The organism is Janthinobacterium sp. GW823-FHT03B06 (assembly GCF_058796955.1).
In genome coordinates, this window is the sequence record NZ_JBXAJE010000003.1 from 197857 (window position 1) to 221923 (window position 24067).

Sequence of the window (24067 nt, forward strand, 5' to 3'; positions counted from 1 at the left end):
GGCTTACATGCGGAAGTGTTCGCCCAGATAGACCCGGCGTACCGACTCGTTCGCGATGATGTCGTCGGGGCGTCCCGACGCCAGTACCGAGCCCTGGTTGATGATGTAGGCACGGTCGCAAATACCCAGCGTCTCGCGCACATTATGATCGGTGATCAGCACGCCGATATTGCGCTCCTTCAAGAAGCGCACGATGCGCTGGATCTCGATCACGGCGATCGGGTCGACGCCGGCGAACGGTTCGTCGAGCAGCACGAAACGGGGATCGGTGGCCAGGGCGCGGGCGATTTCCACGCGGCGGCGCTCGCCGCCCGACAGGGACAGCGCCTGGTTCTCGCGCAACTTTTCAATCTGCAAGTCGGCCAGCAGTTTATCCAGGCGTTCCTCGATCTCGGCCTTCTTCAAAGGACGGCCTTCGACGGTCTGGATTTCCAGCACGGCGCGGATATTGTCTTCCACCGTCAGCTTGCGGAACACGGACGCCTCCTGCGGCAGATACGACAGGCCCATCTGCGCGCGGCGGTGGATCGGCAGGCTGGAAATGTCCACGCCGCTGATGTCGATGCTGCCGCCATCCGACGGCACCAGGCCGACGATCATGTAGAACGAGGTGGTCTTGCCGGCGCCGTTCGGGCCCAGCAGCCCCACCACTTCGCCGCATTCGACTTGCAGCGAGACATCATGCACGACCTGCCGCTTGCCATAGGTTTTCTGCAGTCCGCGAACGATCAGGGTGCTGCCGCAACGGGTATTGTCCATTATTTCGTTCCTGGCACAGGTGTGGCCGGCGCTCTCTCCGCCGCGGGCGCCTTGGTCTTCGGCTGGATCACCATGCGCACGCTGCCGCCATCGGAGGTGCTGGTGCCGCTGTCGGAATTTTCCATCTTGAATACTTCCTTGCGGCTGTCATACGAGATGAAGGCGCCATTGGCCACATCGGTCACTTTCGTGCCCTCCAGGCGCGTCAGCTTGGCCTTGGAAAACAGTTTCACCACTTCCGTCTTGTTGTCGTATTCCACGCGCTCCGCTTCGCCTTCGACCCACAGGTCGCCGGCGCCATCGCGCTTCTGGCGGAACGTGGCCAGCTTGCCGGGATCTGCCCAGAAGGTGATGAACTGGTAGCCTTGCGGGTCTTCCGTGATCAGGGCCCGGCCCGCCTTCATGGTCAGCGTGCCCTTGACCAGCACGACGTCGCCCGTCAGGGTACGAATCTGCTTGACGTCATCGACGTGGCCGCTACGCGCCGTGATGACGGCTTCCTTCTCGGAATCGGCCTTCTCGGCATGCGCCACGCCCATGAGGGCCAGAGAAAATACGCTCAACAGCAAGATGTTCTTCATAGTATGGTTTCCTTGTTTCATTCTGTCATTTTGCCGCCGCGGCCGGGCGCGGTTTCGGCGGGAGGACCATGCGCAAGGCATTCTGCACTTCCACCACGCCGGTGGCGTTATTGGCCTTCATGCCGATACCATTGATGCGCGAGGCGCCCGTCAGGATATCGACAGGCACGTCCGTTTCCATTCTTTCTTCGTCCGGAAACACCGTCAGCGCTTCCGTCCTCACGGTCAGGTTCTGCGCCTTCGGACTGGCCACGCGGTCGATCACGACCTTGCGGTGCAGTTGCAGCCGGGTATTGTCCTGGTCGATATGCGCCAGTTCCGCATTCATGTTCAACGGCGGCATGCCCGGCGTGAGCTTGCGCACGAAGGGCTGGTCGATATCGGACGAATCGTCGGCCGGATAATGCGTGAGCTTGTTGCCCGACACGATATAGCTGGGCTTACCCGTCAAGTCCATGCGCACCAGGCTGAAATTGGTGATGAAATAGTCGGGCTCACCCAAATTCTTGCTGGCCTTGATGTCCTGGCCATTCTTGTTCATCACTTCAAGCAGCCAAAAGCTGGCCAGCGCGACGACGACCGCGCCCAGCAGGGTAAAAATCATGCGCCAGCGATGGGCGCCTCCTGGCTTACGCATAGGGTTTCACTCTTTCATAGGTCACTGGCGGCAAGGCGCACCTCACTCCAGGAACGGCGCCATGACGCGCGCATAGTTGTCCTGGGCGCGCAGCAGGAATTCACAGATTTCGCGCACCGCGCCGCGGCCGCCGCCGGCCTGCGTCACATGGTGTGCCAGGCCCTGCGCTTCCGGACGCCCGCCCGGCACGCTGACGGCAAAGCCCACGCGACGCAGGATGGGCGCATCGATGACGTCGTCGCCGATGTAGCCGCATTGCTCTTCCGTCAAGCCCGTCAGCGCCAGCAGTTCGCGAAACGGCGTCAGCTTGTCGTGACCGCCCTGGTGCACATGGGTAATGCCCAGGTCTTGCGCGCGGCGTGCCGTGATGGCCGAGCGGCGCGCGCTGATGATGGCCGTCTGCACACCGGATTCCTGCAGCAGCTTGATGCCCAGGCCATCATACACATTAAACGTTTTCATCATTTCGCCGTCCGGGCCGAAATGCAGGCTGCCGTCGGTAAGCACGCCGTCGACGTCAAAGATCATCAGTTTGACCTTGGCCGCGCGCGCCAGGTTGTCCGCTACGCTCTCCATCAGATCACCTTCGCTTGCGTCAGATCATGGATATGCAGGGCGCCCACCAGCTTGCCGTCGGCATCGACGACCAGCATCTGGTTGATGCGGAACTGTTCCATCACGGCCACGGCATCGACAGCCAGGCGTTCGGGCGCGATGCTGCGCGGCTGCGCATGCATGACGTCGCGGATCGCCACTTGCGTGAAGTCCTGCACGCGCTCGAACATGCGGCGCAAGTCGCCATCCGTAAACACGCCCACGGGGCGGTTGTCCGCATCGACGACGGCCGTCATGCCCATGCCCTTCTTCGTCATTTCTTCCAGCGCCTGCAGCAGCGAGGCGTCCACGGGTACTTTCGGCACCCGTTCGCCGCTGCGCATGACGTCATGCACGTGCGTCAGCAGGCGACGGCCCAGGGCGCCGCCCGGGTGCGAGCGGGCGAAATCTTCTTCCTTGAAGCCGCGCAAGTCGAGCAAGGCCACGGCGATCGCATCGCCCAGAGCCAGGGTGACGGTGGTGCTGGCCGTCGGCGCCAGATTCAGCGGACAGGCCTCTTTTTCAACAGAAATATCCAGGTGCACATCGGCCAGCTGGGCCAGGCTGGAATTCGGTTTACCCGTCATGGAAATCAGTACGCCCCCCATGCGCTTGACGACGGGCATGATGGCCATCAGTTCGGACGACTCGCCCGAGTACGAGATGGCAATAAAAGCATCGTCCGAGGTGACCATGCCCAAGTCGCCATGGGCCGCTTCGGCCGGATGCACGAACAGGGCCGGCGTGCCGGTGGAAGCGAGGGTGGCGGCGATCTTGCGCGCGATATGGCCGGACTTGCCGATGCCCGAGACGACGACACGCCCCTTGCACTGCAGCAGCAGCGCCACGGCGCGGCCCACGCTGTCGTCCGTTGCCAGGCGCGCGTGCAGCGCATTGATGGCGTCGGACTCGATCTGCAAGGTGGTGCGGGCCAGCGCGACAGCGCGCTTGGTGGTCGCTTGCATGTCAATTCGATCAAAAGCTTTCAGCATTGTTTTTTCATGGGTTACACTCATGCCCAAAGTATAAACGAATTAGGAAAGCAAAAAACTTGCCAGTCACAACAAACAACGATTTCCATTGACCGTACCGGGCAACCCATGTTTTCCTCGCTTGAACTGACCCTGATGTTACTCGGCAGCGCCGTGCTGGGCGTGGTCGCTTTCAGAATGTTGCATTTGCCGCCCATGCTGGGCTATCTGGCCGTCGGCATCGTCATCGGCCCCCATGCGCTGGGCCTGGCGGCGGAAAACGAAGCCAGCCATACCCTGGCCGAGTTCGGCGTCGTCTTCCTGATGTTTTCCATCGGACTCGAGTTTTCTTTGCCCAAGTTCCTCGCCATGCGGCGCATCGTTTTCGGCCTAGGCATGGCGCAGGTGGTCACCACCATCATCGCCACCGTCGTCTTCGGCTGGTTCGTCGGGCGCTACCTGTCCGCCTACATCCACCTGAGCTGGCAAGCCGCGTTCGCCCTGGGCGGCGCGCTGGCCATGTCGTCGACGGCCATCGTCTCGAAAATGCTCACGGAACGGCTGGAACTCGAAAGCGAACACGGCCGCAAAATCATCGGCATCCTGCTGTTCCAGGACCTGGCCGTCGTGCCCCTGCTGATCCTGATTCCCGCCCTCACGCGCGATTCGGACAACCTGGCCGAAACCCTGGCCTGGGCCGGCGGCAAGGCCCTGGTCGTGCTGATCTTGCTGCTGTTCCTCGGCCAGAAGATGGTGCGCGGCTGGCTGACCATCGTCGCCAAGCGCCGCTCGCAGGAATTGTTCATGCTCAATCTGCTCCTGATCACCCTGGGCGCGGCCTGGATCACGGAGCGCGCCGGGCTGTCGCTGGCCCTGGGGGCGTTTGTGGCCGGCATGCTCATTTCCGAAACGGAATTCAAGCACCAGGTGGAAGAGGATATCAAACCGTTCCGCGACGTGCTGCTGGGCCTGTTCTTCATCACCGTCGGCATGCTGCTCAATATCCGCGTGGTGCTTGATAACTGGTGGCTCGTCCTGCTCTTGCTGTGCGGCCCCGTGCTGCTGAAATTCACCCTGATCGCGGGCCTGGCCCGGCTGTTCGGCTCATCGACAGGCGTGTCATTGCGCACGGGCCTGGCGCTGGCGCAGGCGGGCGAGTTCGGCTTCGTGCTGCTGAATCTGGCTGGCGGCATCAAGCTGATGGACCCGTTCGTCGTGCAGGTGGTGCTGGCCTCGATGGTGCTGTCGATGCTGGTGGCGCCCTTCCTCATCGCCAAGTCGGACGCCATCGTCATGAAACTGGCCGCCAACGACTGGATGATGCAATCGCTGGCGCTGACGAAGATCGCCACGCGCACCATGGCTTCGCAGAAACACGTGCTGATCGCCGGCTTCGGGCGCAGCGGGCAAAGCCTGGCCACCCTGCTGGCGGAAGAAAAGATCGAATACCACGCGCTGGACCTGGACCCGGAACGGGTGCAGGAAGCGCAGCTGGCCGGCGCCCACGTCTCGTATGGCGACGCGGGCCGGCGCGAAAGCCTGGTGGCGGCCGGCATCTACCGGGCCAGCGCCGTGGTGATCACGTATGCGAATACCGCGTCGGCACTGAAGTTATTACATTTACTCAAAGAAATGGCGCCGACCTTGCCCGTCATCGTGCGCAGCCACGACGATACCGACCTCGACCAGCTGAAAAGCGCGGGTGCGGCCGAAGTCGTGCCGGAATTGATGGAAGGCAGCCTGATGCTCGCTTCGCACGCGCTCATCATGATGGGCGTGCCCTTGCGCCGCGTGGTGCACCGGGTGCAGGCGGCGCGCGAGGAGCGCTATGCGTCCCTGCGCGGCTATTTCCACGGTTCCAGCGACGCGGGCGACGATGCCGAACTGGAGCGCCTGCATACGGTCACCGTCAGCGAAGGGGCGCACTGCGTGGACTTGCCCTTGAGTGCGATCGACGTGGCCGGCTGCGGCGCGTTTGTGACGGCCATCCGCCGCGGCCGCGGCAGCCTCGATGTCAGCCCCGAAACGCAGCTGGCCAGCGGCGACGTGGTGGTGCTGCGCGGCACGGCCGACGCCGTGGCCAAGGCCGAAACCTTGCTATTGAAATAATCAGCCGATCTTGCTCAGCTGCTCTGCGGCTGCCAGCTGACGACCTTGTTGCGGCCATCGGCCTTGGCCTGGTACAGGGCCTGGTCGGCGTGCGACACCAGTTGCTGCGCCACCGTTTCGATCGGCAGCAGCGCCGCGTCCGCGTCCAGACTGGCCACGCCGATCGACACGCTGACCCACGCTTGCGCGCTGCCCGGCAAGTCAAACATGGTGCCGGCGATGCTGGCGCGGATGCGTTCGGCAACAAACGTTGCGCTGTCGAGGTCGGCGTCGATCAGCAGCACGACGAATTCTTCGCCGCCGAAGCGGCCCAGCGCATCGGAGCGGCGCAATTCCGTGCGGATGCGCGTAGCCACTTCGCGCAGCACTTCATCGCCGCCCTGGTGGCCATGCTTGTCATTGAACAGCTTGAAATGGTCGATATCGATATACATGCATGAGATGCAATAATTCTGGCGCCGCGCGCGGGCGATTTCTTCCAGCAGGCGGCGGTCGATATAGCGGCGGTTGTAGACGCCCGTCAGGGAATCGGTCAAGCCGATGTATTTGAGCATTTCATTGCTGATCACGTTTTCCAGGCAAATGGCGATGATGGACGCCATGTGCTTGATGAAATCCGTGCCCAGCGCGGGCGTAAAGCGCGTCACGTCGCTGCTGGCCAGGTTCAGGCTGCCGATCAGGCGCTTGTTGCGCAACAAGGGCACCAGCGCCACGCTGCGCAGAGATGCTATCTGCGGAAAACGCGGGCCATGCACGGCCGCGTCGAAGGCACCGAGCAACGGCGATGGCGGCAAGGCCGCTTCGCCCTCGGCCGCCGGCACCGGCGACGTAAACCCCAGCTCCGCCACGGCATGCACGAACAGCAACTGCGGGAAGGCGCTGAAATCGACGCCCAGCTTTTCCATCACCAGCACGATATCGTCATCCTCGTCGAGCAGGCTCAAGGTGACGCCGTCGAGGTCGGAAATCACGGGCAAGGTGCGGAAGATGGTGCCGATCAACTCGGGAAACGTGGACGCGCTGACGATTTCCAGGTCGAACGCCTGGTGGCGGCACATGATGTCGTGGTTGCGCTCGACCTGTTCCAGCAGGAAAGCCATGCGCGCGCGCAAGGCCTGGTTTTCGGCTTCGAGGCTGGCAATGCGCGGGTCCGGCGGTATTGCTTGATTCATAGAAACCTTAAACCCTTGTGTACGGGCGCCATGCTTAAAATGCCAGTTCGAAACCGATGTCCTGCCCCACCACGATACGCTCATCGCCGCCTTCGGTGACGATGGCGTTCATGCCGAAGCAGATGGCGCCGTCGAGTTCGGGCTTGGCGCGATAGCCATGCATGACGTCGAGCGGATCCGGGCCGGGCACGCCCGTGGCCTGGTCCACCGACGGGATCGGGCAGCGCGAACACGGCTTGACGGGTTTCAAGGTCGTCGCGCCCAATTGCAGGAACGCGGCGTAGTCTTCCTCGAAGGCGCCGATATCGCCGATGACGAGGTTGGGCCGGAAGCGGTTCATCGGCAGCGGTTCACGGCCAGCGGCGCGCAGCTTGTCGTTGACATCGGCCAGCGAGGCGGCACCCGCGATCAGCACCGGGTAGCCGTCGGCAAACATCGTCGAGGCGGCAACGCCATCCGTCCATTTGGTGCTCGTGGCGCGCACCACGTCCGGGTGAAAGCGCGCGAGGCGGCACGGCACGCCGATGGCCTGGGAAAACCATGTCGCCGTCACCTCGTCGCAATCGTAGGCGCGCACGCTGTCGTCCCACACCTGCACTTCCAGCACCGGTGCCAGTTGCGGATGCGGCAAGCCCAGTTCGATTTCCAGGCGCAGCATGCCCGGCGCGCGCAATTCCAGCGTGCTGGCCTTGATGGATGGCACGATCAGCGCCATGCGCGGATGCTCGCGCTGGGTCAGAAAGCGGCCCTGCGGGTCGACCACCATCCATTCGCGGTCGAACACGTGCTCGCTCATCAGCCCTGAGCGCGTCAGGACCGCCTCGCACAAATGGATGCCGGCGCACGATTTGATCGGATACAGGATGATGTCGGACAGGATAGCCATGGACAGGGGGAGAAGGAACAGTGTTGCTGCTTCTGCCAGGAAATTATTCAGAAGCGAAGTATGGCAGCAAAGCGGGCAAGCGTAAATCAGCCAGATTCAGCCAATGAGGCTGAATCTGGCGCGGTCATGATCAATACGTGTAGAAAATACGCTGGATTTCTTGCGTGCTGTTGGTTTTGGTCAAGGCCAGCATCAGCAGGATGCGGGCTTTTTGCGGGTTCAGGGTGTCGGATACGACACTGTCGAGTTCATCGTCGTTGGCTTCGCCATTGCGCGCCACGATGCCCTGGCCGACGCGGCTCGAACGCACGATCAGCACGCCCTTCTGGCGCGCTTCCACCAGGGCCGGCTTCATTTGCGCGGCCACGCTGCCATCGCCCACGCCCGCGTGGATGATGCCCTTGGCGCCGGCGGCAATGAAGGCGTCCATGCCGACACGGTTCATGTTGGCATAGCCGTAGACGATGTCCACTTGGGGCAAAGCGTCGAGCTTGCTGATGTCAAATTCCGATTCCAGGGTGTGCTTGCGCGTCGACTGGCGATAGAAGAAAGGCTTGCTGCCCTGGATGTAGCCGAGCATGCCCAGTTCCGGCGACTTGAACGTGTCGGTGGTGGACGTATTTGTCTTGGTCACTTCACGCGCCGCGTTGATCTGGTCGTTCAAGGCCACCAGCACGCCCTTGCCCACGGCTTCCTTGCTGCCGGCCAGCATCACGGCGTTGTACAGGTTGATGGGACCGTCAGCCGAGATGGCCGTCGAGGGACGCATGGCGCCCACCACCACGACCGGCTTGTGGCTTTTCACGGTCAGGTTCAGGAAATACGCCGTTTCCTCGATGGTGTCGGTGCCGTGCGTGACGACCACGCCATCGACATCGTTCGAGGCCAGCAGCACGTTGATGCGCTTGGCCAGGGCCAGCCAGTGGCTGTTGCCCATGCTTTCGCTGGCGATCTGGAACACTTGCTCGCCTTTCACATTCGCCACTTTCTTCAATTCCGGCACGGCCGCGATCAGGCGCTCGACGCCCACGGTGGCCGAGGTGTAGCCGACGGTGGTGGTGCTGTCGGCGCCGCTGCCGGCGATGGTGCCGCCCGTGGCCAGGATCACCACATTCGGCAATTTGACGGCCGCCTGCTGCGCGCGTGCGGGGGACGCGGCAACAAAGCCCATCAGCAAGGTGGCCAGCATCAGCTGTGCACAAGAATGGAATTTGCGTGAAAACATGGTGCTCCTGTTCGGTGATGTGTCAAAGATAACAAAGTCGTGTGCAAATTATATGTCATCAGTGCTACAAAAAAGTCCCGATTGACGCGTTCTGCGCAAACGTGCGCGCCTTCCCATGCGCTACAGTGGCGCCATGTCCACACTCCCGTCCTTCCGCTCTTGCCTCGTACTGCCGTTCGTCCTGATGGCGCTGGGCGCCTGCTCCACCCAGGTCGAACTGCGCGCGGCGGCGCAGCAGGAGCAGTGGGGACGTGAAGCCGCTGGCCAGGGCGACTGGGTGCAAGCCATGCGCAACTACGCGGCCGCGGCCGAGAATGCCGAACTGTGCCATGGCGATGCAGCTTGGCAGGCGCGGCTGCACCACGAAGCGGGACGCGCCGCCAGCGCCGCCTGCCGCTACGATGCGGCCGCATTTCATTTCCGCCAGGCTAACGCGCTGGCAAAGCAGGCCCGTACATCGAGCGCCCTCAGCGACAAGGCGCTGGAATCGCTACAGGCCGGCAAACCTTGCGCAGGTCCCCCATGAGCGTCGCGCGCACCTTGCTGGCAGCATCCACCCTCCTCGCCGCCATGGCGCCGGTGCGCGCCGTTGAACAACCGCTGCCTTTATGGGAAGCGGGCGTGTTTGGCGGCACGGCCGTCACGCCCGCCTATCCTGGCGCCAGCGAACGCTCGACGCGCAGCCTGGCCCTGCCCTATCTGATTTATCGCGGGAAAGTATTGCGCGCCGACCGTTCCGGCGTGGGCGCGCGCCTGCTCGATACGGATCGCCTCGACTTCGATATCGGTTTTGCCCTGTCCTTGCCGGCCCGCTCCAGCGACGTGCCGGCCCGGCGCGGCATGCCCGACCTGGGCACCTTGGTGGAATTTGGCCCGCGCCTGAAAATCAAGCTGGCCGAGCCGACGCAGCACAGCCGCCTGGGCCTGGAACTGCCCTTGCGCGCCGTCATCGAAGCGCGCGGCGGCCTGCACCGCCAGGGCGCCACGTTCGAACCGCGCCTCGTGTACGCGCTGCAAGGCGAGCAGCAGGCATGGCATGTCGATGCCAGCGTCGGCGCCGTGCTGGGCAATGCCGCCATCAACGATTACTTGTATGGCGTCAGCCCCGCGTTTGCCACCGATGGGCGCCCCGCGTATGCGGCCAAAAGCGGGCTGATGCTCACCCGTCTGGGCCTGGGCGGCTCCTACCGGCTGCAGCGGGACTGGCGCGCCTTTGCCTTTTTACGCTACGACAACTACACGGGCGCCGCCAACCGCGCCAGCCCCCTGCTGCGCCAGAACAGCGGCACCTCGGCCGGCATCGGCCTGATGTGGACGTGGCAGCGCTCGGAGAGCCTGGCACGGGGCCACGACGATTAGAGAACCAGCCGATGGCAGACATGCTGGCCATCCGGGCAATAAAAAACCCTGCAAATCAATGACTTGCAGGGTTCGTTGTCGTCCCGTATGGGACCGGCGCAGGGATTAGACGTTAAACCGAAAGAAGGCTAAAATAACGTTGTTTTTATTGAACAAAATAACAATCTCATCCGTTTATACTCACTTGCGTACCCACTTTACGGGAGAGTACAAACTGCGTCGGGAGGTCAACCACGCAGGCGTTTGAAAATTCCCCCGCCGCTCTAGCTAGTTAGCTCCTCAAAGAATACGATCTCTCCGGTTAAGACTGCGAGATATACCTTCAACGGAAGAATTTTCTTTATCGCATATTGCAACGATCCACGATGCAGAATAAAGCTAGATATTAGTGCCGTAACAATAAATATCGCATCTGGCCAGGAATATGCTAACGAGAAACCACTTCGAAAAGCTAACCATCCGAGGAGCAAAGTTGCGTAGACTCCAACAGCGGTTAGCGATGCAACAACTTCAGCGGCGATCCGTCTTGTACGGTATCTTTTCAAACGTAGATCGATTTCTAATCGAAAAGAATCTTTTATTGCCGTTTTTTGAGCGTCATTCAAGCTCAGCAAGCTTCGAGCAGCAGACACTTGCCAAGTGCTGATTGCTTGATTCAGACCTGCTGTTTGAATTGAGTATTCAAGAGCGGAACGCAAGATGAATATGTTGACTAGCGCCAATAGAAACGAGACAGCAATCCCGATAAAACCAACTTCCCAAAATCTACCTACTCCGGGGCCTAATGCGGATTTGAAGCCAATATTACTCAACGCATGTAAAAGCGAGGTGGATCCTCTCTCTGAAAATTGGTCGGCAACCATCACCATCAACACTATGAACAACGCTTGGGCGAAGGGCACAATAGAAACGACAGCATCCACATACTGCTCTTTCACCTTATCTAGTTTTAGACCGTCAGCCATTATACATTTTCAAAAATTGGATGTCGCCGCCTGTTGGATCGAACGATGCAAATTCAATGATCGGCGACGCCACAATTTTTATTGGCTCATCGCTAGTGAGGAACGGCACCAAAGTGTCAAAATCCTCTCGATCTTCGATCTTCAAAACTACAGTCTTATTGTTCGCTACATTGATGAATTTACCGGTGAAATTCTTCATACGCGCAGTTCCCTTGTCTAGCTGACGTACAGACCCTTCATATATTACAGGATGTCCAAGTTGACGCGCTCCAACTATCCGCTTAAATTTCTTCGCAATCTCGTTATCAAATTCAAACGTATAAGCTGGAGAATAATCATCGGCCTTCAGAACCAGCCTTAGATAACCCTCAGGCTCTCTCGCTACAGAATTCAGCATTTGTGCGAATTCCTTGTTAATTGATTTGTCTCCGTAACTTCGGGTAATCAGGGGATTTTTAGCATCCTTCAGATCGTTGAATTTGATCAGATTATCAGGGTTGTCTGCAAGGTCTTTTCTACCTGCAATCTGATGTCCGATCGTGTATATTTCTGCCTCTGCTTCTGCGATGGCCTGGCCGTATGGATTTTCGATAGCTCTCCGCATCCGGTCGACAATATTTCCTGCCAGATGGGAAATGAAATCAATTACATAGCTACCTTCTTGAGGATCACCAACAATGAACTCGACCATTTCATACTGTTGGCGGCGAAGTTTCTGGTGCTTCCAAACATTGCCATGTAGCACGTCTAAACATGCGCGATCAGCCGCCGACTGAATTGAAACCATGGTCTTACTCAAATCCCTCATCGTGACCTGATGATGATTCCGAACGAGCGCCCCATCGAACGTAAGCTGAATAATGGCCGACATGTTTGCCTTGAGTTAACAAAATCAAACACTAGCCGAGTATCGAATCCAAAGCAAGAAAAATTAAGGAGAGATTAACTCATGCTGTAAAATTAACACAATCGAAACAGTGCAAAGAACAAGGAAAATGACAATTCGGACTCCAAGCGAACTGCAATTATACCGGGGTTCGGACGGGTACCATTTGAGCGGCCGCAAAAGTTCGCACGGTGAGAATGGCTGCGATCGAGCCACCAGGAAACGTCCTGGAGATCACTCGGCATCCATCAAATAGTCACTTTATGTGGACAGCGCATCAGAGTAGAACTATCACCGACGGCCCTCCCAAGGGCAAGTCCAAATGCCGTCGAGAAGTCCGGTAGGGGGATCGACATCTAGTGGTCGGATTCGCAGACCTTCACCGGGATACGGAGTTGGCCGTGTACGGCCAAGGCCTACCGGCCCGGCTCCTACCGGCTCACCCCTTGCGGGGCTTCGGGCGCCTGCTCGCCGTGAGCGCCAGCCGAAACCCAGCGCCCTCCCGGGACGCTGCGGCTGCCTCGAAAAGGGTCCCGCAAACGTTCAGAATATAGGCTTCCAAACTACGAAAAACTATCCATTACGAACTGATGGCATTTGACGGAGGACACCTATTAGCATCTCAAGCCGGGCAGTCATTCTTCTGCCGGATATGCTCATGTTGCAAATAACCGAAATGCTGCCTTCGCCCCAAAACCAACGCTAACGCGACCGTGAGGAGGCCCATTAGCGATTGAAATAAGGGGCGTTAAGCGCAATGCAGCGCTTAAAGGCCACGTCACACGGCCTCTGCGAGAACGATACTGACATCTGGCCCATCATTGATGCCGAAATTTACCAGCCAGGCATGCTTCGGATTTGCTGGAGTGCGTGGGTCATGTTGGCCGGACGGTTCAAGGATAACTACCGCATGCTGCCAGAGGAGTTGACGGAGAAATGTAAGCGCTCGACTTACTTCAAGCGGCGCTGCGACGTACTTTTCTCGTTGGGCTTCGACCAGTGCTACAAAGTCTCGACTTATCGGATTTTTGGCATGAAGAAAACCACCACTTCGCGTGTACAAATCAATGAGGCGAGCATGACTAATCTCAATCCTTTGTCGATCAAAGTGAATCAAGCCAGGCGAAACCACCTTCCCTTCTTTATGTGGAATTGGCAAGACATGCGGGCTGAGAGAAACCAAACGCTTGAGTATCTCGGGCGCTTGCCAATCCCGTGAGGCATCCCCGTGATCTCGTGCGTTTATACTTTTCTCAATACCGCGCAATGCGGCATATCTAGCCTCCTCACAGATCATTGCGCCGAAGGTGATCGCCTCAATAACACGACGAATTTGTAGGAAACAGAACTCTATGTCTAGAGCAGCGTAACCGGTGAGGGGCTTTACGGCAGCAAGGATCTTTTCGGACGAGACGATCCTGAGCTTTGCATCTGCCATGTGTGTGCGGTAGACCTCATGTGGGGGAATAATGAGGTTCATAATTTGACGACTAGGCTGCAAGTGCAGGCATTGGGAACACAAACCCAGGGACTTGCTTCCATTCTTTCTCCCCTTAGTGTGAAGTGTGTCGTTGTAGAGGTTTCGCTGGCATGGCATCCCAGATCAAGGCTTTCAATCGCATTAATTGTTTGCGAGCTGATGGCCACTCGAGCAGACGAGTGGCTGCTGGCCGATTTTTGCCTTCCGTAGCTGGGAAAAATGACCGAAGTAACCTCTCGTGCAATATTTGGCGTTACTCTTCCATCCAGGGCAATGGTTCATTAGGTCCGTAGATATAGTTGTTGCTTATATAAAATAACCCTGTCCTCTTTGGACCATAAATATAGTCACTCTGGATATAATATTTCCCGCTATTCTGAGGTCCGTAGATGTACCCATCTTTGATGTAAAACTGCCCGGACATTTTCGGCCCGTATATGTAACCGTCTTGTATGTAATATTGTCCAGAACTCATTTTTACTCCCTTTCAATTATTGGTTATCTCTTTGTGGGGAAGAGTCGCCGGCCCACTGTCAGGAAGTGCTTATGTCCAGTACGCAGCAACTTTTGGTCGGTGATCTCCCAAGAGCATAACAAACTGCGAAGCATCCAAACTCGAATATTTTCCCAAATGGAAAAATGTCTGTTGATGGCCGAACTCAGCTGGCAATCGCGAGGATAGCATCTTGCACATCTGAAAAATACGCGAAATCTCACGCCTTGGAAGTACGATATACCTTCCGACTTCCAGTTCAAGTTGGTGTGCGGCCCAAGGAGAGAAATTCTAGCGTTTGGATACAAAACACCATCAAAATCCAAGAACAAAACCCCTTTCTTTTCCATGTCTACAACGTCCTAAATAGAGCGCAACTTAACCAAGGGAGTCGTTCAAGATGACATATGAGGCAAGACTGTTCACGCATAAACACTCAGAATGCAACGAATAAACACTCAGATCCCAACGGGCGCTAGGGATTGACACTCAGGGGCAATTCGACGTCAGAGCCAACATTCAAAAATAGAATCATGCGCGCAACCCAAGTCGGCGTAACTCAAATTTCAAGGCCACCTGCTGACCTGACATCAAAACATGCTCTCCTTCGCGCCAATCGCCGCAAGACACATCGTCAGCAGTTACACCAGCGGCGTGTAGCTCATGAGCCAAGCCAAGCAAATCGAAGAGCTCGAAGCAACGCCCATCTTCCATCTTGGCCATGAATCCAACATCGGTTAGGTGAACATATGTATTCATTTATTTCCCTTGGGTCATTGAGCCAGATCAACGATTTTCAGCAATCTGGGTCGCTTAGTCGTCAGCGCCGACGGTCAGGTTTCAGATGCTTTTCGCGACATTTCCTCGTCGATAAAACCTCTTAAGATATTCAACGTGCCCTTGACTGATGTTCCGAATATATTCACGCATAAACACTCAGAAGTCGAGTGCGCGTCGTGATTGAGCTGAGTTGCCATCCTCATTTAGTTGAGCCGTTACCCCGTCCAACCATCCCATGATAATCCCAGAATCGCAACAACATACGGCGATGAAACGTTCGTTCATCAGCCTGTTGCAGCTGTTGCAGCTGTTGCAAATAGCAATACAATTTACCCTAGTCCTCTAAGACCTTTGCAGATACCACGAGCACTAGATCGGTCTGAGTCTTGCTGTCCGACCCAGCGGACCATGATGCAGGCAGGAAACTCAACCCAGATTTCGATTCCGACGACTGGGTATCCTGCAATCCGCCCAGGAGCATTACGTCACCATCTTTAAGACCTACGGTGGTGGTCAACTGGCGCAGGATGAGTGTCGGGGACCCGACAAGCCCGCTACTATTTGCTTTAAAGCTACTGATCTGCGCATCCACGTCCAGGCTAATCTCTCCGTTCCCCAATACGCGAGGCAAGGCGTCAATGATGACCCCGGACGGCGTATACACAATGTTTTGAACCCGATTGCCTGCATTGTCGTTGCCACTACTGGAAACAGTGGCCGTCTTGTCACCCACCGTCAATTTAAGCTTGGTCCTGTCATAGCCAACAAGACGGCTGTTCGTAACCTGTTTGAAACGTGTATCGCTATTAAGCGCATCGATCACCAGCTCAAAGCGTGTGTTCTTCAGACTGATGACCGAACCCGAATTGGTTGTACCGAGCGAGGCTCCCAGCTTGGCCCCCAGAAAGGAAGCCGCCAATGAAATGCCACGGCCAGAGCCGCTGCTGTTAGTGACTTCAATCCACGATGCGGAGACGTCGACCATCTTAGCGTGCGTGTCAAGACTGCGGCACAACAAAAGCATCTTAGAAACAGCTGCTTTTGAGCCAGTAAGCACCACCAATTCGCCAGCGACGGTGGCCGCCTTAGCACCGAAACCAGCGGCGACAACTGCGCTCACAAATTCGCTGGTCCGGTGAATGGGAGCAAAAAGTTCCGATTCTTCGTCTTCTTTCCGCGTCTGAAAACCTGCGGCATCTTGCATCACGTGACCATCGATGCCAATCGGCGCGATTTGCGGGCCAGTGAGGCTCATTGCCTGATTAGCCGAGTGCGCAGGTAGCTGCTGGCTTGCAATGACATCCTGAGGGCCGCTCTCACGGTTCAGCGACAAGTAGTAGATACCGCCCTTGAGCGTTGTCGCAATTCCTTCGCGCAGCAGCAGGTCTTCAACGAAGCGTGGCAGCTCGGCGAGGTCGATGTTCTTTACTTTGATCGTAATTCTTTTGTCGATTCCGATAACGTCGGGTGATACCACGAAGTCCCGATGCATGATCGCCTTAAACATAGCTTCGCCGAACGCCATCAGCGGCGTGGCATCGAAGCTCAATGAAACCGGAGCCGGAGCAGGTGCGGCAAACGCCAAGACCGGGGCGAGGATCAGGGCAGACAGGAAGCGCTTCATTGCGCACCTCCTCTGACCCACAGACCTGTCTCGATTTCGGCCTCCCAACCGCTGGCACCAGACTTGAAGCGCAGCGGCGATACAACACGGCCATCGGAAAGAACCACGCTCACCGAACCGGAATTGGTGAGAAACCCTTTGCCGGTAACAGTCTCGGAGAATTTAACAGGCTTGGCAGCATCGGCTACGGCGGCAGAGGGGGTGAAAAACATCGGTCTAAGTACATGGGAACCTACGCCCCCGAGGACGAGGCCAAACATTAGAGCTATTGCGAGAAACTTGGTCATGTGCTTGTGCGGTGGTTTGGGAGGGATCGGGCGGCCTGCGAGCAATTCGTAGTCCTGGGGAATACGTACAGGACCAATGAAGCCAGGACGGATGCCCGTGCGGGACTGCAAGTGCCAGCTAGGCAGCAAGCAGTGGATAGCGTGCGGGTAGCTGTCCGAGAACACCTGTGTGGTGTTATAGGCCCGGTTCAGGTCATCACCCCGGAAGTGCCAGCGGTCGGCTACGACGCCATCAGGAGAGCAACCGAGGCGCACCACGCCGATATGCATGCGAGGCAGTGAGCCGTCGCTGAAGCCCGCCGTGATCAGCTTGAAGGCGGCCGAAACAAACGGCACTTTCATCCGGTCGAGGCGGCTCATGCGCACCACGTACTCGAACAGGCTGTCACGCAACTGCTTGTCAATCTGGCTGATGTTCTGGCAGATGAAGTACACATCCCATCCGTACTTACGTGCATGGATCGCCCATTCCAGCAGCTCCTTACGTCCGCCAGCTTGGAAGTCCCGGGTATTCAACCAGGACGCGCATTCGTCGAGGAACAGCGCCCCGTTGTGCGACTCGTCGAAACCGGGGAGAAGCTGCGGCGCGGGAGGCGTGTACTCGAACCCCTTGGCGGTGTATTTGAGCACAGGCTCGAAGTCGATGAAGCGGTTGCCTGAGCCAATGGCGTACAGGTCCGCCGACGTGGGTTTGTCCGGCACCCGAATAACGGTCTGCCTCGACTGCCCCGGCATCATATGTTCCATGAACACGTCACAGTTTGTCGCAACGCGCTTGCCAGCGCGCAGATAGTCACGCAACAGCTTCATTGCACCCTTGCCCTTGCCGCTTCCGAGCTTGCCGGTGATTGCGTAGACCGCCATGTCACGATCTCCAATAGCGCTTAGACGAGAACAAGCCGAAAATAAAACCGACAATCAAGCCAGACAAAAAGACCAGAAAGAATTTTAAAATTATCATCATTTATCCAAAGTGAGTTTCTTGTAGATGTAAAGCTGACACGCCTTTAGACGGACATATAGCGGCGCGCCAGCTCGTAGAGACGAACATGTCAAATCAGCTTGTCGAGGATGGTCTTCTTGTACGTGTATAGGGCGCATGCTGCCCACACGCTGCAATACACGCTGGCGAGCGTGTACGTGACCGGGTTGAATGCAAGCGACAAGCCCACTGCGAAGTTAGGGTGAGACTGGCTAATGCCTTGAATGACGGGACCGCAAACAACGTTTGCGCAGACCTGGCCAGCGGCCCATAACGCTGCGACCATTGCCGTTAGCGTGGTGACAGCCCAAACGCGCATCCCGACTTTGGCGGTATTCTCGAAGCCGAGATAACCAATAAGAGTTGCCCACATGATGATGCTCCTAGTTGACGGCCAGTGCGGCCCGAATTTGCTGGACACAGCCCAGCAGACAGAAGAAAGCCAAGACGCCATTAATGAACGTCTGGAAGGTGGCAAGCGGGGAGCAAATGTCCATCATCACCGCACCACTACCATTGGGGCCGTCGATCATGGGATTGACGCAAGCCGCAGTCGGAATTTTCGGTACAAACGACCAAGTGAAACGGTTCGATGCGACATTTATCTGCGACTGAGAATAAGTATTCCAAGCGCCAATATTGTCCGTGTTCGATTTCGTGTAATCGGTTGTCGCTTGATCGGCAGGTGCTGTGATTTGACAGCGAGGCTGCGAAGAACCACCACATGCCGTGCTAGTGGTCTGGGTATTGACCGAGGCTGTCGCTGCAAGGCCTACGACGGATAAACCCAGCATTAGGAAAGGGAATCGCCTCATGATCAGTCCCGAATGGCAGATTGAATTTGGTTAACGCAGCCGTAAATACACAGCACACCAAGCACAGCGTTGATAAAGAACGAGAGACGGTCAAACCAGACGCAAATATCCATGTTGATGGTAACGTTGCCTATGGGACTTTTGAGCGACGGATTTTTACAGACTGCCGTAGGTATCGAGGGAATGAAAGACCAGTTGAACTGACTTGAACTAATCGCATCGAGCTTGCCCTTCATGCCCGTGTCGGCAGCCCGGTTGGCGGCGTTGGTATCACTGGACTTGACACTAGTGGCATCGTCGCGTGCAAACTCAACGCTGCACGCGCTTTGACCAGGCCCACCACAACCCAAGCCTTTGTCGGGATTCTCGGGAGGCGTAATGTTAACGTGTACGATGACATAGCCCCCGGTTCCAGGATCGTACACTCCAGTGTCGAGGCCCGTCTTGCTGCCATCCGACTTGGTGATGCTGATGTCGAATCCATTACCAGCGTTGGCGCCCACCTCGATGGATTGAGAGCCGTCCTGGGATGCAAGCGTCAGTTTGGCCGTATCGGACAAACCATCACACGCCGGGTTCGCCTTATCCGTCAACATTTGCTTGGTCGCAGGGTCGAACAAAATTTCACAAGTTGTATCGGCAGGCTTCTTCACCGCAGATACATTCGTGAGATCACACTTGCTCGAATCAGAAGCCGACGCACTGTAGCCAGGATCGCAGCTAACATCGACATCACGGGCCTGATCATAGAACACAACAGCTTTGCCTCTAACATCAGTGCTAACGTTAAGGTCACCTGGGCGTAGCCCGTCTGAGGGAATGCGAATCCAATATGAATCGCGAGCAGACGTAAGATAACGCGCTTCTAGGGCAGCATTACTCGCGTCTGCTTTTGCCAGACAATCAGCGCTCTCAGCCAACCCTTCTTCGGAGCTAGGATTAATATCTGGACGAAACCTGCATGTGACAACTTTGGCGACAAAAGGAAAAGCGCGGTCTGGCGCAAACATCTGCTTAACGGTAATAACACCGGCAACATACCCATCTCCATAGGCATGTGACTGTTTGGCCATCCAAATACGGGTGGACTCAGCAGAAGGATCGTTGTGCGGTTCGGACGGATTTTGTGCAAAGACACCAATGCTAATCGGACCGGCAGGAGGTGGAGGGGGTGGATTACCGCTAGCTGCAATCTGCGGTTTCGGCGTCACATCGCGCTTGCCACTACCTGGGGCCGGGTCGGAAAACTTCTTTGGATCAGGATTTTCTCGTTTTGCATCAGGCTTAAGGTTAACGGTGATAGCTGGCTTGGGAGCCTGTGCGGCAGGCATCGATGGAGGCTTGTTATTGCACACACTCGTATTGATACTTCCAAACTTATTGCACTCATACCAAAAAAGTGCAGATATCGAGCCAGTCACCCCGGCAACAATATCGCTGATGAGAATAGAACCGTACGTGATCTCTAAAAGCCAGCCCGCAATCAATGGAACAATCGCCTGAGACCGGATTGGCACGAACGCAAGCGTGGCAGATACAAATAGGATGACGACAGTTTTCTTGAACGATGCCATGGAGTGGATGCCATATAAAACGGCCAGGTGATTAAACGCTGGCCGCAAGGTAAATCGGGAAAAGATTAGCCAGCTTTACCAAATGCTTTCTTCATCATCTTGATGCCCCAGAAGCCCCCAGCAACCAACACGGCGACCGCGAAAGCAGCAGTGATGTAAGTCTGCGCCTGCGCGGACAGCGCAGTAATGGCTTCGACGCCCGGGTCACCAGCGGCAAAGGCTGCACCGGTAGCTGCCATTGCGGAAGCGGCTACCAGCGCCTTTTTGATGATTACTTTCATGTGTGACTCTCTAAAAAATGCCGTTAATAAAACCCTGGTTTGGCGACGCCTGGGAGTACTTCGAAAAATTTATCTCGGTAAGCCATGGGCCTAGTCAAGCGACTCGATAGCCTGACGGGCAATACGTCGAATCGCGCCACCCGCATAGCCCAGGCCGAACGCAGTTAGGCAGTAGCCGACAACTTGGTAAATGGTCATTTGTGGTCCACCATCCGATGAATGACGTACTTGACAAGATAGACGGCGGCGACAAATAGTCCTGTCAGGAGTAGGATCGGCCCGAGAGACTCGAACAGACCACTCATCGCTGCCCTCCGGCAATCCAACCGAGAGCGAACAAGACAACAACTGCAATTGAAATCACAACTTGAGATGAAACAGCATCCATGTCTTCCTCGCCTAGCAACGATTACTCTTCGATGAGATCGAGCGTATGCTCAACCGGCACTACCTTCACAACCTCACCGGTTTGCTTATCCTTCGTTTCATACGGCTTGCGCTGGAAACCGCCCAACACACATGGGGCGGAGATTTCCTCGCCCTTATCGCCCAAACGAGCTTTGCTACGAATCTCAACCATCTGCGGCCGCGAATAGACATCGGCCGCAGGGGTGATCACCTGTGTATAGCGTTTTCCTTCATAGGTTTTGGAACCCTCGATACGACCGCTCACCATCACCTGCATTGCCTTGCTTGCCTGATGGCCCTTCTTGTCGTCCATCTTCATCATTACGTTCGATTCCGCCATTTTTTATTCCCCTAAACTATCTGCATAATTTCCGGCTTGCGTGCTACTTCTCACGATTGCGCGCCGGTACAAAACACAATCGCTTGCTAAACCTTTGAAGCTATTTTTAATGCACTGATGGCGTGCGCAAGCTTGTGACGGGTATCTCATGGCGGTCCCTATATTTTTCGCGTAGGTATTCCAAATGCACGCTCGGGGCACCTGGGGCACGTTTCCGATGCCGCAGGTAGACAGCGATGTGGTCCACCTCTGCACATCGAACGTGATTACGATCAGAAATTCGTCCAGCATCGAAGGGCGAAGAGACAATTTTATTTTTTGGCTGAGCCGCTGGCTTCGCTTCTGCGGACTGCGTATACTTATTTACACTAGTCCAAGTAGAGGCAGAAGCGGCCGCGATTCGAGTCCAGGGCGGAGATGGGCACGCCCCGACGCTATGACCGGCAAAGGACGATCCGACGCTCCCGCCGGGTCCTGTGATCGTCCATTGGTAACGCACGGACTCATAAACGACTTGTGGCTGGCGCGCCAAGTACACGCCTACAGGCTTTTCCACTTCCTCAGTCTCATACCGGCCAGCGACCATCACCTCTCTCGAAGCCAACCGTATCTGTGTATCGCGGCCACATTGAGGTCCGCCCATAGCCCAAATGAATCGCGCGAAATCCGCCCGCTGTACAACTGCCGGATCATCCGACTCAACCTTTTGCGTCGCTTGGTACGCGTCACGAATTAGCTCATCCGCGTGCAGCAAAGCACCTTCGTCTAAACGGCTTAGCTCGCGCCATACCGAGATTTGCGGCCCGCCAATTGGCTGGAACTGACGAATATCCCAAACTTGCGCCCAATACGTCACACGCTGGGACGCCGTCAATTCAACATCACCGAATCTGTCCACAGTAATGACGTAAGTCTTCCCACTTTCGAAAGTCTTATGATCGCCTACGCCCGTCCCATCGATATTCTTGCTTACGTACTTGGCGATGTAACCCGCTGCGGTCCCCTTCCCTGCCTCGATCTCGACCAATTTGACTCGGTTTTTCTGGGCACCATCCTCGTCTCCATCCATTTGCAGCGCGTACTTACGGATTACACGCTCCATGATCTCAACTTCGTGCGGAGCTAAGAAAAGCAGCATGTGCCAGTGCGGACAGCCGTCTGTATGAGGCTCTGCAATACGGAAACCATAGGGCCTAATGCCACGACGATGGAGTGCTGAACGAATCAAGGCCCACACGCCAACTAGATACTTCTGCGCGTCGGATGGCGTAAAGTCTTTGTAACCATCGTTCGTACCACCTACGCTATGGAATTTACTGGGACAAGTAATCGTCCAGAACATACCGACATGCCCCAGCACGCTCGCCACCTCTTCAAATCCTCGAATACGTAGCATCAGTTCACCACGACGAATCGCCTTATTCGCAGTCCCCAACGTAGCCAGCTTGGCTAAGCTGTACACATCACCGTACTCATTAGTAGCGATACATAATTCCAACAATTTTTGGTTTTCATTGTTTTGCGCCGCCTGCGCTATCGCTATTTCACGGCTGATGTAAGGATCAGCACGCAAGTGTGTCAGGCCAAGCTGTATCGACGTGTGTTCAAACCGGCGCACAAGTTCCTTGCGCAACCTCCGTCGCCACCATCCCTTATCAACAGCACGCGCGATATACCCGCCCAGGGTTCTGGCCACGGGTTCTGAAACGCCTCGGCGCGCGCACACTTCGGCAATACCTGCCTGAATAGCGTCAGCGGTCTGGACGCGATCACAAACTAAATAGCACTCCCGTGCCGCTTGTTCCGCAGCCACCGAAATAGCGATAGGCCCTGTCATAACACCGTATTGATCTACCAGCGGTAGACGCAAATCGTCAGCCAATAAGGCATCAATTACGCGCTGTCGGCGCATGTTCAATCCACCAAACAAACGATGCACGGCATTTGCCATACGTAAGGGTATCCCCATGTTCTGCATCAGTGCACCTTGCTGGCAGGATTGTTCATAGCCGTGTCACACATGCATTTCTGTATCACGATCAGTTCACACAACAACCTTTGAAGTGCATTCCAAACGATATCTCGCTCTCGCGTATCAAAAGACATAAGGCTGCTAGTGGCGCGCTCAGCAGGAAAATTTGCAGCCATAACGGCGACAGTACGGGCTGAGATTGACGCGCGCATCCAAAAAATTCCACGGACAGCTTCTGCATCAACGGCACGAATAGCCGGGTTGAAACCAGTCATTTGCATGGACCTCTTCATGCCGCAAGTTCCCTTGAAATCAAAGTACTCTGACAAACAGGTCCGCCCATGGCGGACACACGGCAAAATTCGCCCGCACCCGCTACCGCGTGCACGTTCGAGCTTTGCCGTGAAGCAGTCCCAGGAGCGTCAACAACCATGAAACTCGGCGAGGCTAAACCGCGACGAGACTCAACAAGTTGTCCTATATTTTCCCGAATCGGACAGCCAAACTCAGTTCCAGGCGCAGGTGCAGCGAGAGCGGCTTCAGCAGCAGCAAGGTCTGCAGATGGGACACGTGCGCCATGAGGATAAATAGTCTCAACACGTAAAACACCTTCCAAATGTTTCGAAAGGTATTCGCGTTTCATCTGCCGAGCGGTCAATACGCAAAGTAAGAAATCGTCGAAAGCAGCTTGCGAAAGCATGGTTGCACCGGCGTAAATTCGATACGTAAACACTGACTGCACGCAAGGAGAGGTTCCGGCGATAGGCTTTAATGGCAAGGGGCGTGGCCCAGCATCCATTTCAAAAGGAGGGCAATAGAGAGTCATCATTCTGAATCTCCATCTGCACGCAAGATGTGAGAAAAGACCAATGACCAATGTGGCTCAT

General features: G+C 56.4%; 26 protein-coding genes. 3 read left to right on the plus strand and 23 right to left on the minus strand.

Features of this window, described 5'->3' with window-relative positions:
• Positions 1–3 precede the first annotated feature (3 nt).
• From lptB to AC1RBA_RS11915, 5 genes are read right to left on the minus strand one after another with little or no spacing between them, the layout of a single operon-like run.
• Positions 4–759, minus strand: coding sequence for an LPS export ABC transporter ATP-binding protein (lptB, locus tag AC1RBA_RS11895; RefSeq protein ID WP_034753325.1), 756 nt, complete (start codon positions 757–759; stop codon positions 4–6).
• Positions 759–1340, minus strand: coding sequence for a lipopolysaccharide transport periplasmic protein LptA (gene lptA, locus AC1RBA_RS11900; RefSeq protein ID WP_492418347.1), 582 nt, complete (start codon positions 1338–1340; stop codon positions 759–761). The genes lptB and lptA overlap by 1 nt, the downstream gene beginning before the upstream one ends.
• Positions 1341–1365: 25 nt before the next feature.
• Positions 1366–1977 (minus strand): LPS export ABC transporter periplasmic protein LptC, encoded by a 612-nt coding sequence (gene lptC / locus AC1RBA_RS11905; RefSeq protein WP_070221653.1) that lies wholly within the window; start codon positions 1975–1977, stop codon positions 1366–1368.
• 42 nt (positions 1978–2019) lie between these two features.
• Entirely contained in the window at positions 2020–2553 is a 534-nt protein-coding gene (locus tag AC1RBA_RS11910) for a KdsC family phosphatase (protein ID WP_070221654.1), read from the minus strand.
• Complete coding sequence (locus AC1RBA_RS11915; protein ID WP_492418349.1) at positions 2553–3587, minus strand: KpsF/GutQ family sugar-phosphate isomerase; 1035 nt, start codon at positions 3585–3587, stop codon at positions 2553–2555. The genes AC1RBA_RS11910 and AC1RBA_RS11915 overlap by 1 nt, the downstream gene beginning before the upstream one ends.
• 84 nt (positions 3588–3671) lie before the next feature.
• Here AC1RBA_RS11915 and AC1RBA_RS11920 point away from each other — a divergent pair, with 84 nt between their 5' ends.
• Entirely contained in the window at positions 3672–5651 is a 1980-nt protein-coding gene (locus tag AC1RBA_RS11920; RefSeq protein ID WP_492418351.1) for a cation:proton antiporter domain-containing protein, read from the plus strand.
• 14 nt (positions 5652–5665) lie between these two features.
• On the opposite strand, the gene AC1RBA_RS11925 is transcribed toward AC1RBA_RS11920, so the two are convergent.
• From AC1RBA_RS11925 to AC1RBA_RS11935, 3 genes are all read right to left on the minus strand, one after another.
• Positions 5666–6823, minus strand: coding sequence for a GGDEF domain-containing protein (locus AC1RBA_RS11925; protein ID WP_492418353.1), 1158 nt, complete (start codon positions 6821–6823; stop codon positions 5666–5668).
• Positions 6824–6857: 34 nt separating this feature from the next.
• Complete coding sequence (locus AC1RBA_RS11930) at positions 6858–7709, minus strand: MOSC domain-containing protein (RefSeq protein WP_492418355.1); 852 nt, start codon at positions 7707–7709, stop codon at positions 6858–6860.
• Positions 7710–7839: 130 nt separating this feature from the next.
• The gene (locus AC1RBA_RS11935) at positions 7840–8934 is read right to left on the minus strand and encodes a type II asparaginase (RefSeq protein WP_121668345.1); all 1095 of its coding nucleotides are present in this window, start codon (positions 8932–8934) and stop codon (positions 7840–7842) included.
• A gap of 133 nt (positions 8935–9067) precedes the next feature.
• Here AC1RBA_RS11935 and AC1RBA_RS11940 point away from each other — a divergent pair, with 133 nt between their 5' ends.
• On the plus strand, positions 9068–9460 hold the full coding sequence (locus AC1RBA_RS11940) for a hypothetical protein (RefSeq protein ID WP_492418357.1): 393 nt from the start codon (positions 9068–9070) through the stop codon (positions 9458–9460).
• Complete coding sequence (locus AC1RBA_RS11945; RefSeq protein WP_492418359.1) at positions 9457–10293, plus strand: MipA/OmpV family protein; 837 nt, start codon at positions 9457–9459, stop codon at positions 10291–10293. Before AC1RBA_RS11940 ends, AC1RBA_RS11945 begins: the two co-directional genes overlap by 4 nt.
• A gap of 263 nt (positions 10294–10556) precedes the next feature.
• Here the strand turns inward: AC1RBA_RS11945 and AC1RBA_RS11950 are convergent, their stop codons facing one another.
• The 15 genes from AC1RBA_RS11950 to AC1RBA_RS12020 all read right to left on the minus strand — a co-directional run bounded on the left by AC1RBA_RS11950 (position 10557) and on the right by AC1RBA_RS12020 (position 24009).
• A complete protein-coding gene (locus AC1RBA_RS11950; protein WP_492418361.1) occupies positions 10557–11258 on the minus strand; it encodes a hypothetical protein in 702 nt (233 codons plus the stop codon).
• On the minus strand, positions 11251–12129 hold the full coding sequence (locus AC1RBA_RS11955) for a hypothetical protein (RefSeq protein ID WP_492418363.1): 879 nt from the start codon (positions 12127–12129) through the stop codon (positions 11251–11253). The genes AC1RBA_RS11950 and AC1RBA_RS11955 overlap by 8 nt, the downstream gene beginning before the upstream one ends.
• Before the next feature lie 793 nt (positions 12130–12922).
• Positions 12923–13624: a hypothetical protein gene (locus AC1RBA_RS11960; RefSeq protein WP_492418364.1), complete on the minus strand. Its 702-nt coding sequence runs from the start codon at positions 13622–13624 to the stop codon at positions 12923–12925.
• Positions 13625–14648: 1024 nt separating this feature from the next.
• The gene (locus AC1RBA_RS11965; protein ID WP_492418365.1) at positions 14649–14876 is read right to left on the minus strand and encodes a hypothetical protein; all 228 of its coding nucleotides are present in this window, start codon (positions 14874–14876) and stop codon (positions 14649–14651) included.
• Positions 14877–15231: 355 nt separating this feature from the next.
• Positions 15232–16521, minus strand: a complete 1290-nt coding sequence (locus AC1RBA_RS11970) for a type II secretion system protein GspD (protein WP_492418367.1) — start codon at positions 16519–16521, stop codon at positions 15232–15234.
• A complete protein-coding gene (locus AC1RBA_RS11975) occupies positions 16518–17672 on the minus strand; it encodes a zonular occludens toxin domain-containing protein (protein WP_492418369.1) in 1155 nt (384 codons plus the stop codon). The genes AC1RBA_RS11970 and AC1RBA_RS11975 overlap by 4 nt, the downstream gene beginning before the upstream one ends.
• Before the next feature lie 188 nt (positions 17673–17860).
• Positions 17861–18163 (minus strand): hypothetical protein, encoded by a 303-nt coding sequence (locus AC1RBA_RS11980; RefSeq protein ID WP_070345888.1) that lies wholly within the window; start codon positions 18161–18163, stop codon positions 17861–17863.
• A gap of 10 nt (positions 18164–18173) precedes the next feature.
• The gene (locus AC1RBA_RS11985) at positions 18174–18584 is read right to left on the minus strand and encodes a hypothetical protein (protein WP_492418372.1); all 411 of its coding nucleotides are present in this window, start codon (positions 18582–18584) and stop codon (positions 18174–18176) included.
• A gap of 23 nt (positions 18585–18607) precedes the next feature.
• On the minus strand, positions 18608–20179 hold the full coding sequence (locus AC1RBA_RS11990; protein WP_492418373.1) for a hypothetical protein: 1572 nt from the start codon (positions 20177–20179) through the stop codon (positions 18608–18610).
• Positions 20180–20244: 65 nt separating this feature from the next.
• A complete protein-coding gene (locus AC1RBA_RS11995) occupies positions 20245–20460 on the minus strand; it encodes a major coat protein (protein ID WP_492418375.1) in 216 nt (71 codons plus the stop codon).
• A 301-nt stretch (positions 20461–20761) separates the two neighbouring features.
• A complete protein-coding gene (locus tag AC1RBA_RS12000) occupies positions 20762–20848 on the minus strand; it encodes a tail virion protein G7P-2 (protein ID WP_492418790.1) in 87 nt (28 codons plus the stop codon).
• Between the two features lie 21 nt (positions 20849–20869).
• The gene (locus AC1RBA_RS12005; protein ID WP_492418377.1) at positions 20870–21208 is read right to left on the minus strand and encodes a single-stranded DNA-binding protein; all 339 of its coding nucleotides are present in this window, start codon (positions 21206–21208) and stop codon (positions 20870–20872) included.
• A gap of 106 nt (positions 21209–21314) precedes the next feature.
• Positions 21315–23186, minus strand: coding sequence for a replication endonuclease (locus AC1RBA_RS12010; protein WP_492418379.1), 1872 nt, complete (start codon positions 23184–23186; stop codon positions 21315–21317).
• A complete protein-coding gene (locus AC1RBA_RS12015) occupies positions 23186–23461 on the minus strand; it encodes a hypothetical protein (protein ID WP_492418381.1) in 276 nt (91 codons plus the stop codon). Before AC1RBA_RS12015 ends, AC1RBA_RS12010 begins: the two co-directional genes overlap by 1 nt.
• Before the next feature lie 8 nt (positions 23462–23469).
• Entirely contained in the window at positions 23470–24009 is a 540-nt protein-coding gene (locus AC1RBA_RS12020) for a hypothetical protein (RefSeq protein ID WP_492418383.1), read from the minus strand.
• Positions 24010–24067: the final 58 nt, after the last annotated feature.

Bases quoted from the DNA above. Each gene is read 5' to 3' on its own strand.
- lptB (WP_034753325.1), bottom strand. From the start codon at position 759: ATGGACAATACCCGTTGCGGCAGCACCCTGATCGTTCGCGGACTGCAG.
- lptA (WP_492418347.1), bottom strand. From the start codon at position 1,340: ATGAAGAACATCTTGCTGTTGAGCGTATTTTCTCTGGCCCTCATGGGC.
- lptC (WP_070221653.1), bottom strand. From the start codon at position 1,977: ATGCGTAAGCCAGGAGGCGCCCATCGCTGGCGCATGATTTTTACCCTG.
- AC1RBA_RS11910 (WP_070221654.1), bottom strand. From the start codon at position 2,553: ATGGAGAGCGTAGCGGACAACCTGGCGCGCGCGGCCAAGGTCAAACTG.
- AC1RBA_RS11915 (WP_492418349.1), bottom strand. From the start codon at position 3,587: ATGAGTGTAACCCATGAAAAAACAATGCTGAAAGCTTTTGATCGAATT.
- AC1RBA_RS11920 (WP_492418351.1), top strand. From the start codon at position 3,672: ATGTTTTCCTCGCTTGAACTGACCCTGATGTTACTCGGCAGCGCCGTG.
- AC1RBA_RS11925 (WP_492418353.1), bottom strand. From the start codon at position 6,823: ATGAATCAAGCAATACCGCCGGACCCGCGCATTGCCAGCCTCGAAGCC.
- AC1RBA_RS11930 (WP_492418355.1), bottom strand. From the start codon at position 7,709: ATGGCTATCCTGTCCGACATCATCCTGTATCCGATCAAATCGTGCGCC.
- AC1RBA_RS11935 (WP_121668345.1), bottom strand. From the start codon at position 8,934: ATGTTTTCACGCAAATTCCATTCTTGTGCACAGCTGATGCTGGCCACC.
- AC1RBA_RS11940 (WP_492418357.1), top strand. From the start codon at position 9,068: ATGTCCACACTCCCGTCCTTCCGCTCTTGCCTCGTACTGCCGTTCGTC.
- AC1RBA_RS11945 (WP_492418359.1), top strand. From the start codon at position 9,457: ATGAGCGTCGCGCGCACCTTGCTGGCAGCATCCACCCTCCTCGCCGCC.
- AC1RBA_RS11950 (WP_492418361.1), bottom strand. From the start codon at position 11,258: ATGGCTGACGGTCTAAAACTAGATAAGGTGAAAGAGCAGTATGTGGAT.
- AC1RBA_RS11955 (WP_492418363.1), bottom strand. From the start codon at position 12,129: ATGTCGGCCATTATTCAGCTTACGTTCGATGGGGCGCTCGTTCGGAAT.
- AC1RBA_RS11960 (WP_492418364.1), bottom strand. From the start codon at position 13,624: ATGAACCTCATTATTCCCCCACATGAGGTCTACCGCACACACATGGCA.
- AC1RBA_RS11965 (WP_492418365.1), bottom strand. From the start codon at position 14,876: ATGAATACATATGTTCACCTAACCGATGTTGGATTCATGGCCAAGATG.
- AC1RBA_RS11970 (WP_492418367.1), bottom strand. From the start codon at position 16,521: ATGAAGCGCTTCCTGTCTGCCCTGATCCTCGCCCCGGTCTTGGCGTTT.
- AC1RBA_RS11975 (WP_492418369.1), bottom strand. From the start codon at position 17,672: ATGGCGGTCTACGCAATCACCGGCAAGCTCGGAAGCGGCAAGGGCAAG.
- AC1RBA_RS11980 (WP_070345888.1), bottom strand. From the start codon at position 18,163: ATGTGGGCAACTCTTATTGGTTATCTCGGCTTCGAGAATACCGCCAAA.
- AC1RBA_RS11985 (WP_492418372.1), bottom strand. From the start codon at position 18,584: ATGCTGGGTTTATCCGTCGTAGGCCTTGCAGCGACAGCCTCGGTCAAT.
- AC1RBA_RS11990 (WP_492418373.1), bottom strand. From the start codon at position 20,179: ATGGCATCGTTCAAGAAAACTGTCGTCATCCTATTTGTATCTGCCACG.
- AC1RBA_RS11995 (WP_492418375.1), bottom strand. From the start codon at position 20,460: ATGAAAGTAATCATCAAAAAGGCGCTGGTAGCCGCTTCCGCAATGGCA.
- AC1RBA_RS12000 (WP_492418790.1), bottom strand. From the start codon at position 20,848: ATGGATGCTGTTTCATCTCAAGTTGTGATTTCAATTGCAGTTGTTGTC.
- AC1RBA_RS12005 (WP_492418377.1), bottom strand. From the start codon at position 21,208: ATGGCGGAATCGAACGTAATGATGAAGATGGACGACAAGAAGGGCCAT.
- AC1RBA_RS12010 (WP_492418379.1), bottom strand. From the start codon at position 23,186: ATGCAGAACATGGGGATACCCTTACGTATGGCAAATGCCGTGCATCGT.
- AC1RBA_RS12015 (WP_492418381.1), bottom strand. From the start codon at position 23,461: ATGCAAATGACTGGTTTCAACCCGGCTATTCGTGCCGTTGATGCAGAA.
- AC1RBA_RS12020 (WP_492418383.1), bottom strand. From the start codon at position 24,009: ATGATGACTCTCTATTGCCCTCCTTTTGAAATGGATGCTGGGCCACGC.